This is a genomic window from Streptomyces sp. SCSIO ZS0520 (genome assembly GCF_025643355.1).
GTDB lineage: Bacteria > Actinomycetota > Actinomycetes > Streptomycetales > Streptomycetaceae > Streptomyces > Streptomyces physcomitrii.
Window position 1 is genome coordinate 3,792,055 of sequence record NZ_CP092644.1, and the last position, 14,611, is coordinate 3,806,665.

Here is a 14,611-nt window from a genome sequence, read left to right on the forward strand (position 1 = left end):
GCCGGCCTGCTCCGGCCGACTAAGGTGCAGAACGCGGCGGGCGGCACCGGGTCACGCGCCGCCCCGGCACGTGACCCGATCGGGTGGCCGCCAGGGCCTGCCTCAACACTCCCCTCCGCGCCGCGACGCCTGGCACGCACGTCTCGCCGCACCGGACGCCGCGACGCCGCCCTCCGGGCGACGAGGGGAGTGTGAAGACACCGCCTAGCCGGTGTGCTCCGGGCCGGTGCCGCGTGCGGTGCTGGTCACCTCCGAGAGCGGCAGACCGGGGTCGGCCGCCACCGTCCGCAGTACGGCGAGGAGTTCGCCCGTGAGCCGCTCCGCCTCGGCGGTGCCGAGCAGCGCGGTGGCGTGCAGCAGGGCGCAGTGCACCGGGCCCTCGCCGCGCGGCTCGTAGAAGCTGAGGGCGAGTTCGGCGCGGGCCGAGGCGGTGGGCACCGCGAGCAGGTCGCCCATGCCGCCCTCCAGCCGTGCCAGGTCGGCCTGTTCGTGGTGGATCACCATGACCTGGGGTCCGCGCGGCGGCAGTGCGGTGGCGCGGACCACCTCGTCGAAGGGGACCTCCTGCTGGTCGAGCGCGGAGAGGGTGGTCTCCCGCACCCGGCCGAGGAGCGCGGCGAAGGAGGGGTCCCCCGCGGTGTCGGTGCGCAGTACGACGGTGTTGAGGAAGCAGCCCACCAGATCGGCGAGTTGGTCGTCGGTGCGGCCCGCGACCATGGTGCCGATCGGCAGGTCGGTGCCCGCCCCGTGCGCGGTGAGCACGGCCGCAAGCGCCGAGTGCAGCACCATGAACATGCTGGTGCCGGTGGCGCGGGCGAGCCGGTCCACCTCGGCGTGCAGCTCCGCGTCGAGGGTGAAGGCGACGTGGCTGACGGGCCGTTCGGCCGCCTCGGGGGCGCGATCGCCCTCCGCCTCCGTACCGGATCCGCCCGAGGGCAGCGCCAGTCGGGCCGGAATGCCCGCCAAGGTCCGCCGCCAGTAGTCGAGTTGGCGGGCGGCGCGGCTCTCCGGGTCGGCCGGGTCGCCCAGGACCTCGCGGGCCCAGCGGCTGTAGTCCCCGTACGAGACCGGAAGCGGCGGCCACTCGGGGGCGCTCCCCCGGCTGCGGGCGGCGTAGGCGGTGCTGAGGTCGCGGAAGAGGGGGACCACCGACCACTCGTCCACGGCGAGGTAGTGCAGGGTGAGCAGGACCGCCTGGCTGCCGTCGGCCGCGGTGAGCAGGCGGGCGCGCAGCGGCGCCTCCCGCTCCAGGTCCGGTGCCTCCAGGGCGAGTTGGGCGACCCGTGCGTCCAGGTCACCCGCGCACTCCTCCACGGCGAGCACCGGAGCCGCCACGGCCCGGGGGGAGACCGCGCCGCCCGCGTCCACCGAGAAGGCGGTACGCAGCGGTTCATGACGCCCCGTCACATCGGAGAGCGCGGCGGACAGCGCCCCGGCGTCGAGGCCGCCCGGCGAGCGCAGCACCAGGGCGTGGTCGAAGGCCGGGGCGGCCCGGTACGCCTCCCACTGCCAGTGCTGCACCGGGGCCAGCGGCCGGTCCGCGCCCGGGTCACCGCCGGTGTCCCCGGCCGCCCGCAGCGGGGGTCGGGAGGCCGAGGCGCCCTCGACCTTGGCCGCGATGCCCGCGACGGTGAGCGCGTCGAAGATGTCGCGGATGCGCAGCTCGACGCCGAACTCGGCGCGGATCCGGCCGAGCAGCCGCATCGAGGCCATCGAATGGCCGCCCAGGGCGAAGAAGTTGTCGTGCACGCCGACGTCTGCCAGGCCGAGGATCTCGCCGAAGAGCGCGGCCAGCCGGGCCTGGGTGCCGGTGGCGGGCCGGGCGTCGCCGGTCAGCTCCGACCAGTCGGGCGCGGGCAGCGCCTTGCGGTCGACCTTGCCGTTGGCGGTCAGCGGCAGCGGCCCGACCAGCGGCACCACCAGGGCGGGGACCATGTACTCCGGTACCAGGCCCGCGACATGGGCGCGCAGGGCCCCGGGGTCGAGCGCGGCGCCGGACTCCGGCACGGCGTAGCCGACGAGGCGCACGATGTCGGCGTCCCGGTCGGCGACCACGCTGGCCTGGGCGACCGAGGGGTGCGCTGCCAACGCCGCCTCGATCTCGCCGAGTTCGATACGGAAGCCGCGGATCTTCACCTGGGTGTCGACCCGGCCGAGGAAGTCGAGGTTGCCGTCGGCGGCCCAGCGCGCCCGGTCCCCGGTGCGGTACATCCGACTGCCGGGCGCCCCGAAGGGGTCGGCGAGGAAGCGCTCGGAGGTCAGCGCGGCCTTGCCGAGGTAGCCCCGGGCGAGTCCGCGCCCGGCGATGTACAGCTCGCCGGCCACCCCGGGCGGCACCGGCCGCAGGTTCTCGTCGAGCACGTACGCCCGGGTGTTGGGGTCGGGGCGGCCGATCGGGACCCGGCCCGAGGGCAGTCCGCCGTGCTCCCTGGCGGGCCAGAGCGTGGAGTTGACGGTGGCCTCGGTCAGTCCGTACGCGCAGATCAGGTGCGCACGCTCGCCGAAGCGGGCGAAGAGGTCCGGGGGCACGGTCTCGGTGCCGACCAACACGGTGGATCCGTCCGGGAGTTGGCAGCCCGGCGGCAGGGCGGAGACCAGGGACGGCGGCAGGATCATATGGGTGATCCGCTCGGCGGCGAGGAAGTCGGTCAGGGCCGCGCCCGCGACCCGGGCCTCCTCGGTGATCAGGACGAGGCGCCCGCCGTGGCAGAGCGCCATGGCCAGCTCGAAGACGAAGACGTCGAAGCCGATGGAGGCGAACTGCAGGACATGGCTGTCGGCCCGCAGGCCCATCCGGTCGACCGCGGTGGCCACCAGGCTGGCGATGCCCTCGTGCGGCACGACGACGCCCTTGGGGCGCCCGGTGGAGCCGGAGGTGTAGATGACGTAGGCGGCGCGGTCCAGCGGGATCGGGGCGGTGGCCGGTGCCTCGCCGGACAGCCCGTCCAGCTCGGCGGCGGTCCCGGGGGCGTCGAGCAGCAGCACGGGCACGCCCGCCACCTCGGGGATCTTCCCGGCGACCTGCTCGGTGCCGACGATCAGCGCCGCCCCGGAGTCCTTCGTCATATAGCTGAGCCGGTCGGCGGGGTGGACCAGGTCGAGCGGCAGGAAGGCGGCGCCGAGCTTGAGCACGCCGAGCACGGTGGCCACCATGTCGGTGCTGCGGGGCACGGCCACCCCGACCACGCTCTCGGTGCCGACGCCCCGGGCGGCGAGCAGCCGGGCGATCCGGTTGGCGCGCGCCTCCAGTGCGGCGTAGCTCAGCGAGCGGTCGGGGCCGGTGACGGCGAGCGCCTCCGGCCGCGCGGCCAGCTGCCGGGCGAACTGCGCGGGCAGCGACTCCTCGGCGACCTCCCGCGCGGTGGCGTTGAACTCCCCGAGCACCAGCTCCCGTTCGCCCTCGGCGAGGATCTCGGTACGGGACAGGGGTGCGCCGGGTGCCGCGACCAGGGCGGCGAGCAGGTGCCGCAGCCGGGCGCCGAGGCGTTCGGCGGTGGCGTGGTCGAAGAGTTCGTCGGCGTACTCCAGGCGGCAGCCGAGGGCGCCCGGGTCGCCGTCCGTACCGAGCCGTTCGGTGAAGCTGAAGACCAGGTCGAACTTGGCGTTGCGGACCCGGAAGGGCACGTACTCCGCCTGCAGGCCCGGCAGTCGGACGTCCTCGCCGCCGCGGGCGTGGTAGCCGACCATGACCTGGAAGAGCGGGTTGCGGGAGAGCGAGCGGGTCGGGTTGATCCGCTCCACGACCGACTCGAAGGGCACATCCGCGTGCGAGAAGGCCGCCAGGTCCAATTCCCGTACGCGGCCGAGGAGTTCGGTGAAGGAGGGGTCGCCGCTCACATCGGTGCGCAGGACCAGGGTGTTGACGAAGAAGCCGACCAGCTCGTCCAGGGCCTCGTCGCCGCGGCCCGCGATGGGCGCGCCGAGCGGGAGGTCGCTGCCGGCGCCGAGGCGGTGCAGCAGTGCGGCGACCGCCGCGTGGACCACCATGAACATGCTGGCGCCGCTCTCCCGGGCGAGCCGCTTGAGGCCCTCGTGCACCTCGGCCGGGAAGGCGAGGTCGAGTTCGGCGCCGGTGAAGGCCGGGCGGGCCGGGCGCGGGCGGTCGGTGGGGAGTTCCAGCTCCTCCGGCGCCCCGGCCAAGGACCGCTCCCAGTAGTCGAGTTGGCGGGCGGCCAGGCTCTCCGGGCGCGCCGGATCGCCGAGCAGCCGGTGCTGCCAGAGCGCGTAGTCGGCGTACTGGACGGCCAGCGGCTCCCAGGCGGGGGCGCCGCCCGCGAGCCGGGCCCGGTAGGCGGTGGCCAGATCGCGCAGGAAGGGGCGGTCGGACCACTCGTCGGTGGTGATGTGGTGCAGCAGCAGGACGACCAGGTGGTCCTCCGGGCCGACCTCGAAGACCGTGGCCCGCAGCGGGAGTTCGGCCGAGAGGTCGAAGGGCCGGTTGACCGCGGCGTCGACCAGGGCGGGCAGTTCCGCCTCGGTGGCGGGCAGGTGCTCCACCACCGGCTGGGCGTCCGCGGTGGGCAGGATGGTCTGGAAGACCTGCCCCTCGCGCTCGGTGAAGAGGGTCCGCAGGGCCTCATGACGCCCCGTCAGGTCCCCGAGCGCGGCCCGCCAGGCGGCCGGGTCGAGCGGTCCGCGCAGCCGCATCACCAGCGGGAAGTTGTACGCGGCGGAGGCGCCCTCGATCTGCTGGATCACCCACAGCCGCTGCTGGGCGTAGGAGAGCGGGAGTTCACCGGGGCGCTCCCCGGCGGTCAGCGCGGGACGGGCCGCGCCGCCCGCGCGGGCCACCCGCTCGGCCAGCTCGGCGACGGTGGGCGCCTCGAAGAGGTCCCGGATCGCGAGCTCCGCCTCAAGCGCGGTACGGGCGCGGCTGACCAGGCGGGTGGCGAGCAGCGAGTGGCCGCCGAGGTCGAAGAAGTCGCTGTCGATGCCGACGCTGCCCGCGGGCAGGCCGAGCACCTCGGCGTAGAGCCCGCAGAGGGTCTCCTCCTGCGGGGTGCGCGGCGGGCGGCTGGTGCCGCCCTGGCCGAACTCCGGGGCGGGCAGCGCCTTGGTGTCGAGCTTGCCGTTGACGGTCAGCGGCAGGGTGGGCACGGTGACCAGGGCGGCCGGGACCATGTAGTCGGGCAGCAGGGTCTTCAGGTGGGCGCGGAGCGCGGTGAGCAGTTCCTCGCCCGCCGGGGCGCCCTCCTCGGGCACCAGATAACCGACCAGTCGCTTGGTCCCGGCGTGCGGGGCGACCACCACGGCGGCGTGCGCGATCCCCGGGTGCGAGGTCAACGCGGCGGATATCTCGCCGAGTTCGACCCGGTAGCCGCGGATCTTCACCTGGTCGTCGGTGCGGCCGAGGAAGTCCAGCTGCCCGTCCGGGCGGCGGCGCACCAGGTCACCGGTGCGGTACATCCGCTCGCCGGGCTCCCCGAAGGGATCGGCGACGAAGCGCTCGGCGGTCAGCGCCAGGCGGTCGTGGTAGCCGCGGGCCAGGCCCACCCCGGCGATGTACAGCTCACCGGGGCTGCCCGGCGGGACCGGGCGCAGCATGGTGTCCAGGATGTGCGCGCGGGTGGCGCGGATGGGCAGGCCCACGGTGGGGCTCGCGCTGTCGGTGGTGGAGCCGCCCAGGGTGTTGATCGTGTACTCGGTGGGCCCGTACAGGTTGTAGCCGTAGGTGCCCTCGGTGTCCCGCAGCCTGCTCCACACGGTCTCCGAGACGGCCTCGCCGCCGAGCAGCACCAGGGCCGGACGGTGCCGCCCGCGCTTCACGTCCTGCTCCAGCAGCCCTTCCTCGATGAGGAGTTGGGCGTAGGTCGGGGTCACGTTGACGACATCGACGCGGTGCCGGTCGCAGTAGGCGACGAGCGCCTCGGCGTCCCGGCGCAGTTCCTCGTCGCAGACGTGCACCTCATGGCCCTCGACCAGCCAGAGCAGCTCCTCCCAGGACATGTCGAAGGCGAAGGAGACGGTGTGCGCGATCCGCAGCCGCCGTCCGCCCGCCGCGGCGATGGCCGGGTCGAAGATCTCCTTCTGGTGGTTGAGCTGCATGTTCGTCAGCCCGCGGTACGGGGTGACGACGCCCTTGGGCCGGCCGGTGGAGCCGGAGGTGTAGATCACGTACGCCGGGTGCTCCAGGCGTCCGGGCACCCCGCGGGCGAAGGCGGGCCGCTCCGCGTCGGCGATCTCCGCGCCGGAGAGGGCGGCCAGCTCCTCGGTCGACTCGGCGTCATCGAGCAGGAGTTCAGGGGCGAGCGGGCCCTCGGCCCCGCGCAGCGAGGGTGCGGTGGCGGCCGTGGAGAGCAGGCACAGGGGGCGGGTGTCCTCGATCATCAGGCGCAGCCGCTCGGCCGGGTGGTCCAGGTCGAGCGGCAGATAGGCGGCGCCGGTGCGCAGCACCGCGAAGAGGGCGCAGACCATGTCCAGGGAGCGCGGCAGCGCCAGCGCCACCGCCTGCTCGGGACCGGCGCCCCTGGCCAGCAGCAGCCGGGCCAACTTGTTGATCCGGGCGTCGAGTTCGGCGTAGCTGAGGGCCTGCTCGCCGAAGACGACGGCCACCTCGTCCGGGGTGCGGGCGGCCTGCGCGGCGAGCAGGTCGGCGATGGTCTCGTCCGGCACCGGCTCCCGGGCGGCGGCCCCCTCGGTGAGCAGGGCGCGCCGCTCGGCGGGCAGCAGCAGATCGAGCCCGACGGTACGGGCCGCCTCGGCGTCCGGCGCCGCGAGGGCCTCGGTGAGGCGCTCCAGGACGGCGGTGAAGCGGGCCAGGATGGTGCCCGCGGCGGCCGCGTCGAAGTGGTCGGGCCGGGCGGCGAGGGTGACCCGCAGCCGGGTGCCCGGGGTGACGATCAGGGTGAGCGGGAAGTGGGTGCCGTCCACATTGGAGACCCCGGTGATGCCGTGCCGCTCGCGCAGCGCCGCCGCCCGGTCCTCGCCGTCCGCCGAGCGCAGCACGAACAGCGTGTCGAAGAGGCGCCGGTGGCCGGTCTCCTGCTGGAGCGTGCCGAGCCCCACGTACTCGTAGGGCATCACGGCGGCGCGCTCCGACTGGAGCCTGCGCAGGAGGGCGGGCAGCGGTTCGGCGGGGTCGAGGGCGACGCGGGCGGGCACCGTGTTGAGGAACATGCCGATGATGCCGCCGACCTCGGGGACCTCGGCGGGGCGGCCGGCGACCGCGGTGCCGAAGACGACGTCCGCGCGGCCGGTCAGCGCCGAGAGCACCAGGCCCCAGGCCGCGTTGAGCACGCTGTTGAGGGTGAGCCCGTGGCGCCGGACGGCGGCGCGCAGCCGGTCGCCGGTCGCCTCGTCGAGTACGGACTCGTGGTCGACCGGGATCACCGGGCCGCTGTCCCGGCCCGTCGGGGCGAGCAGCGTCGGCTCCTCGAAACCGGCGAGCGCGGTGCGCCAGGCGGCCAGCGCCTCGCCCGCATCCTGCTCGTCGAGCCAGGCCAGGTAGTCGCGGTAACTGCCGCGCGGGGCAAGGCCGGTGGCGTCCCCGGCGCGCTCGTAGAGGGTGAACAGCTCCTCCAGGAACAGCCAGGCGGACCAGCCGTCCCAGAGGATGAGGTGGTGGGTGACGACCAGGCGATCCCGGCCGTCCGGCAGCCGCAGCAGGAGCAGTCGGCACAGCGGGGGCGCGGAGAGGTCGAAGCGGCGGCGCCGGTCGGCGGCGAGCAGTCCGGCGACCCTGGCGTCCGCCTCCTCGGCGCCGAGGCCGGTCAAGTCCTCCTCGTGCAGCGGGATTTCGGCGCCCTCGACCAGGAACTGCACCGGGCGCGGCAGTCCGTCGCTGGTGAATCCGGCGCGCAGGCTGAGGTTGCGGTCGAGCAGGCTCCGGCAGGCGGCGCGCAGCCGGTCCGGGTCGACCCGGCGGTCGAAGTCCAGGGTCTCCTGGGAGAGGTAGACGTCGAGCGCCTCGCCCGCGTCGTAGGTGGCGTGGAAGTACATGCCCTCCTGGAGCGGGGAGAGCGGCCAGAGGTCGGCGAGCGGCAGCCCGGCCACCTCGGCGACCCGGGCCCGCTCCTCCTCGGTCAGCTCAAGTCCGCCCAGTGGGGCGGGCGTTGCGGGCTCCGGGGCTGCCGGGGCCCCCGCGTTCAGCTGGTCGAGGAGGGCGCGCAGCGCCGGGTCGACGGCCGCGCCGGACTGCTCCTGCTGCGCGAGCATCGCCCGGAGCGCGGTGGCCGCGGCTCCGGCGTCGGCGGCGGAGACGGTGACGGCGTCCGAGGCTCCCGACTCGGGCTGTGCCGGGGCCGCTTGGGCCTCCGCCTCCGCGAGGGCGGCGGCGAGCGCGGCCGGGGTCCGGTGGGTGAAGACCTCGCGCGGGCTGAGCGGCAGTCCGCGTTCGCGGGCCCCGGTGGCGACGGCGATGGAGGTGAGGCTGTCGCCGCCGAGCACGAAGAAGTCGTCCTCGGCGCCGATGCCGTCCACCCCGAGCACAGCCGCGAAGACCTCGCAGAGCAGCTGCTCGCGGGCGTCCCGCGGCGCGCGGCCGCCCGCCCGGGGCGCGTGGGAGGGCGCGGGCAGCGCGTTCTGGTCGAGCTTTCCGCTGGCGGTGAGCGGGAGTTCGCCGAGCACCAGGACGGCGTTCGGCACCAGCGCGGCGGGCAGCGCCGCGGCGAGGGCGGCGCGCAGCTCCTCGGGGTCGAGTCCGGCGCCGGGCGCGGGCACCGCGTATCCGGCGAGCGCGCCCTCGCGGACGATCACGGCGGCCCGGGCCACCCCCGGCAGACCGGCCAACGCCGCCTCGATCTCCGGGAGTTCGACCCGGTTGCCGCGGATCTTGACCTGCCGGTCGGTGCGGCCCAGGTACTCCACGGCGCCGTCCGCGCGCCGCCGCACCAGGTCACCGGTGCGGTACATCCGCTCCCCGGGACCGCCGAAGGGGTCGGCCACGAAGCGCCCGGCGGTCAGGCCCGGCCGGTCGTGGTAGGCGCGGGCCAGCTGGATTCCGGCGAGGTACAGCTCGCCCGGCACCCCGTCCGGGACGGGCCGCAGGAAGGGGTCGAGGACATGCAGCCGGGTGTTCCACACCGGCCGCCCGATGGGCAGGCTCGCCGCCCCGGCGTCCTCCCCCGCCGCGCAGGGGAAGTAGGTGACGTCCACGGCGGCCTCGGTGGGCCCGTAGAGGTTGTGCAGCGGGACCGGGGTGCGGCCGCCGCGGGAGGTCAGCTGCCGCCAGCGCCGGGCGTCGGCGCCGCTCAGCGCCTCGCCGCTGCAGAACACCCGGCTCAGGCTCGCCGCCCAGGCGGGCTCGCCCTCGGCCTCCATCACCTGGAGGAAGGCGCCCAGCATGGAGGGCACGAAGTGCAGGGTGGTGATCCGCTCGGCCGCGATCAGACCGGCGAGGTAGGAGGGGTCGCGGTGCCCCTCGGGCCGGGCGAGGACGACGGCTGCGCCCTCGGCGAGCGGCCAGAAGAACTCCCAGACCGAGACGTCGAAGCTGGACGGCGTCTTCTGCAGCACCCGGTCCCCGGCGCCGAGTCCGTACTCCCCCTGCATCCAGGCGAGCCGGTTGGCGATCGCCTCATGGGTGACGACGACGCCCTTGGGGCGGCCGGTGGAGCCGGAGGTGTAGATCAGATAGGCGGGGTGGTGCGGGGCGGCGGGCACTCCCGCCTCCGCCGGGGCCCCGTCCGCAGCGTTCCCGTCCGCACCGGATCCGCCCATAGCGTTCCTGTCCGCACCGGGCCCGTCGAGTACGAGGGTGTCCAGGCCCGGCACCTCCGGGAGCCGTCCGGCCGCCCCGGCGGTGGTGACCACGGTGCGGGCGCCGGAGTCGGTGAGCATGAAGGCGACCCGCTCGGCCGGGTAGTCCAGGTCGAGTGGCAGATAGGCGGCGCCCGACTTGAGCACCCCCAGCAGGGCGACCATCAGCTCGGCCGAACGCGGCACCGCGACCCCGACGAAGCTCTCCGGACCGGCGCCCCCGGCCCGCAGCCGCCGGGCCAACTCCTCCGCACGGGCGTCGAGTTCGGCGTAGGTCAGCGTCGTGCCCTCGAAGACCACGGCGGTGGCCTCCGGGGTGCGGGACGCCTGCGCGGTGAAGAGCGAGGCGAGGGTGGCGGGGAGCACCGGGCGGGCGGTGGCGTTGAGTTCGCCGAGCCGGTCCCGCTCGCGGACGGAGAGCAAGTCGACCCGGGCAAGAGGGAGTTCGGGCTCGGCGACCAGGGTGCGCAGCAGGGCGGTGTAGCGGCTCGCCAGCACCGCGACATCGCGCTGGTCCAGGCGGGCGGCGTCGTACTTCAGGCGCAGCCGCAGGTCCGCGCGGTCCGTCCCGCCCGGCTCGACGATGAGCGCGAGGGGGTAGTGCACCGCGTCGTGCACCTCGACGCCGGTCACCCGCAGGGCGTCCGGGTCCTGGGCGCCGGAGGGCTCCGCGGCCGGGAAGTTCTCGAACACGACCAGGGTGTCGAAGAGTTCACCGCCGCCGGGCGCGACGAGGCGCTGGATCTCGGCGAGGCCGAGGTGCTGGTGCTCCAGGAGCGCCGCGTGGTCGTCCTGCACCCGGTGCAGCAGCCCGGTCAGGCTCTCCCCGGCGCGCAGCCGCACCCGCGCGGGCACGGTGTTGATGAACAGGCCGACGGCGGAGTCGAGTCGGGCGACCTCGGTGGTGCGTCCGGAGACCGTGCTGCCGAAGAGGAGGTCGTCGCCGCCGGTGAGTCCGCCGAGCAGGACGCCCCACAGCCCGTGCACCACAGTGCTGAGGGTCAGTCCCTCCCGGCGGGCGTAGGCGGCGAGCGCGGTGCTCAGCTCCGCGGGCAGCCGGGCGTCCACCTGCCGGGGGCGGGCGGGCGCCTTCTCCCCCTCGGTGGCGGTGAGTTGGGGCAGCCTGGCGGGTTCCGGCAGCTCCGCGAGCGCGGTGCGCCAGGCCTCGCGCGCCGCCTCGCGGTCCCGGCCCGCGAGCCAGGACAGATAGCCGCCCGGGTCGGCGGGGGCGGGCAGGGCCCCGCCCCGGTAGGCGGTGTGCAGTTCGCGCAGGAGCACGGCGACGGACCAGCCGTCGGCGATGATGTGGTGCAGGGTGAGCAGCAGCCGGTGGCGCTGCCCGTCCCGGATCAGGGTGGCGCGCAGCAGCGGGGGCCGGGCCAGGTCGAAGCCCTCGGCGCGGTCGGCGGCGAGGATCTCCGCCAGGGCGCGTTCGCGGGTGTCGGCCTCCCGCCAGGGCAGCTCGGCCCCGGGCGCGAGGCGCTGCACGACCCGGCCGCCGGGCAGCTGCCGGAAGGCGGCGCGCAGCAAGGGGTGCCGGTCCAGGAGGAGTTGGAGGGCGCCGCGCAGCCGCCCCGGGTCGATCTCGCCCGCGAGGTCGAGGACCTCCTGCACCAGGTAGAGGTCGGCGGCCTCGGGCTCGAAGGAGGCGTGGAAGAAGAAGCCCTCCTGGAGCGGGGAGACCGGCAGGGCGTCCTCGTCGAGGCGGAGGGCGGGGGCGGCGGCCCGCTCGGGGGCGCGCGCTGCGGTGCGGGCGAGCGCGGAGACCGTGCGCTGCCGGAAGACCTCGCGGGGGCTGAGCAGATAACCGGCCTCGCGGGCGCGGTTGACCAGCTGGAGGGCGACGATGCTGTCGCCGCCCAGCTCGAAGAAGCTGTCGTGCACGCCGACCGAGGGCAGGGCGAGGACCTCGGCGAAGAGCGCGGCCAGGGCGGTCTCGGCGGGGCCCGTCGGGGCGTCGGCGCCGCTGAGCGCGGTCCAGCGGGGCGCGGGCAGGGCGGCGGTGTCCAGCTTGCCGTTGGGGGTCAGCGGCAGCGGGCGGTCCAGGACGACCACCGCGGTGGGCACCAGGTGGTCGGGCAGGGTGGCGGCCACATCGGCGCGGGCGGCGGCCACCGCGGCCTCGCCCGCCTCGCGTTCCTCGCCGCCGGTGACCAGGTAGGCGACCAGGCGCTTGACGCCGCGGTGGTCCTCGCGGACCAGGACCCCGGCCTGGGCGATCCCGGGGCAGGCCATGAAGGCGCTCTCCACCTCGCCGGGTTCGATGCGGTGGCCGCGGATCTTGATCTGCCCGTCGGCGCGGCCGAGGAAGTCGAGCTCGCCCGCCGCGTTCCAGCGGACCCGGTCGCCGGTGCGGTACATCCGGCTGCCGGGCGCGCCGAAGGGGTCGGCGACGAAGCGCCCGGCGCTCAGCCCGGGCCGCCCGAGGTAGCCGCGGGCGAGTCCGCGTCCGGCCACGTACAGCTCGCCCTCGCTGCCGACCGGCACCGGCCGCAGCGCCGAATCCAGTACGTACGCACGGGTGTTGGGGTCGGGTATGCCGATCGGGGCGGGGCCGGGGCGGCCCGCCTCGGCGCGCCAGAGGGTGGAGTTGACGCTCGCCTCGGTGAGTCCGTAGGCGACGACCACCTGGAGCCGGTCGGACCAGCGGGCGATCAGCTCGCTCGGCACGGCCTCGGTGCCGACGACGAGGACGGCGCCCTCGGGCAGGCGGCACTCCCGCGGCAGCGCGGAGACCAGCGAGGGCGGCAGGATCATATGGGTGGCGCCGTGCCGCTCCAGGTAGGTGGTGAGCGCGGGCCCGGCGACGCGGCGCTCGGTGGGCACCAGGACCACCCGGCCGCCCGCGCACAGCGACATCACCAGGTCCCAGACGGTCACGTCGAAGCCGACCGAGGCGAACTGCGCCACCCGGCTGGAGGCGTCCACGCCGAGGCGCTCGGCGGCGGTCGCGATCAGGCTGCCGATGCCGTCATGGCTGACCACGACGCCTTTGGGCCGCCCGGTGGACCCGGAGGTGTAGATGACGTACGCGGCCCGGTCCAGCGGCAGCGGGAGCCCGAGGTCGGAGGGGTCCTGGGCGGCGCGCTCGGCGGCGGTGGCCTCCTCGTCGAGCAGCACCAGGGCGGGCCCGGGCTCGGCGGGCAGGTCACCGGCGAGTCCGCGGACGGTGACCACGGTGCGGGCACCGGCGTCGGCGAGCATATAGGCGAGGCGCTCGCGGGGGTGGTCGGCGTCGAGCGGCAGATAGGCGGCGCCCGCCTTCATCACCGCGAGCAGCGCGACCACGAGTTCGGGGGTGCGGGGCAGGGCGATGCCGACGATGTCCTCGGCGCCCACGCCGCGTGAAGTCAGCAGCCGGGCAAGGCGGTTGGCGGCGGCGTTCAGCTCCGCGTAGCTCAGCTCCTGGTCCTCGAAGACCAGGGCGGTGGACCCGGGGGCGCGGCGCACCCGCTCCTCGAAGGCGGCGGGCCAGGTGAGTTCGGGCGACTCGTGCGGCGCGAGGCCGAACTCGTCGAGCAGGACGGTGCGTTCGGCGGCGGAGGTCAGCTCCAGGTGGCCGAGCGGCAGGTCCGGGTCGGTGAGGAAGGCGCGCAGCAGCCGCAGGAACCGGTCCTGGTGGGCGCGGAGCTGCTGCTCGTCGCAGAGGTCCGCGTCCGCGTCGAGGTGCAGGCGGACGCCGTTGCCGCCGTCGCACTCGGCGAAGTTGACCGCGAGGTCGCTGACCGGGCCGAGCCAGGCGGGGTGGATGTCGGCCTCGTGGTCGGCGAACCGCAGGTCCTCCGCGCGCGGCATGATGTTGACGGTCGGCCCGACCAGTTCGGGTACGCCCTCGGTCAGGCCGAGTTCCTTGGCCAGCTCCTCGGCGCGGTAGCGCCCGTGCCGTACCGCTGCGGAGACGGCGCGGCCCACCTCGGCGACGAGTGCGGCGCCGGTGGTGCCGGGCCGGGCGGCGATCCGCAGCGGGACGATATTGGAGACCATGCCGGGCACCGTCGCCGAGACGGCGTCCTGCCGGGCCGGGATCGGCAGCCCGAGGACGAGGTCCTGGGCGCCGCTGACCCGGTGCAGATAGGCGGCGACGGAGGCGAGCAGCAGCCGGGACGGCCGGACCCCGGCGCGCCGGGCGGCGGCGCCGAGCAACTCCAGGTCCCCGGCGGTGAGTTCGGTGGTGGTGCGCAGCCGGCGGGACATCGGGGCGTGGCCGCGCTCGACGAGCCGTACCGGCTCGGGGCGGTCCGCCAGGGTCCGCTGCCAGTAGGCGCGGTCCTCGGTGTACGCCGCGGAGGCCCGGTAGTCGGCCTCGGCGTCGAGGAGCCCGGACAGGGACCAGTCGGCCGGGGCGGGGGCCTGCTCGCCGTCGGTGTAGAGCTGTCCGGCGCGGCGGGTGAGCAGGGCGACGCCCATGCCGTCCAGGACGAGGTGGTGGTAGCGCTGGTACCAGAGCACCCGCCGGTCGCCGACCCGCAGCACCGCCTGCGCGAACAGCGGCCCGGCGGCGAGGTCCACCGGCCGGCTCCGCTCGGCCTCCTGCCAGTCGCGGGCCGCCGCGGCCGGATCCGCCTCCGCGCGGAAGTCGAGCACGGGCACCTCGAACTCCCGGCGCGCGACGGTCTGCCGGGGCCCCCGCCCGTGGTCCTCGATGCGGACGTGCAGGGCCTCGGCCTGGTCGACCGCCCCCCGGACGGCCGCGGTCAGGCGCTCCAGGTCGACCTCGCCGTTCAGTTCGAGGACGAAGGAGATGTGGAAGGCCGTGCTGTCCGGCTCGATCTGCTGGGCGAGCCAGATGCCCGACTGCCCGCCGGTGAGGGGAGTTCCGGCGGTGGCGGTCCGGTCCGGCGCGGCGTCAGACATCTTCGGGGGCCCTTCTCTGGTGGTGCGGTGGCGAGGAGGTGGGGGTGCGGTGGTGCGGGGT

Annotated in this window: 1 protein-coding gene; it reads right to left on the reverse strand. The window is 75.5% G+C overall.

Annotated features, from left to right (window positions below; genetic code table 11):
* Nucleotides 1-204: 204 nt before the first annotated feature.
* Nucleotides 205-14,550 (reverse strand): non-ribosomal peptide synthetase, encoded by a 14,346-nt coding sequence (locus MID12_RS14600; RefSeq protein ID WP_263167625.1) that lies wholly within the window; start codon nucleotides 14,548-14,550, stop codon nucleotides 205-207.
* Nucleotides 14,551-14,611 lie beyond the last annotated feature (61 nt).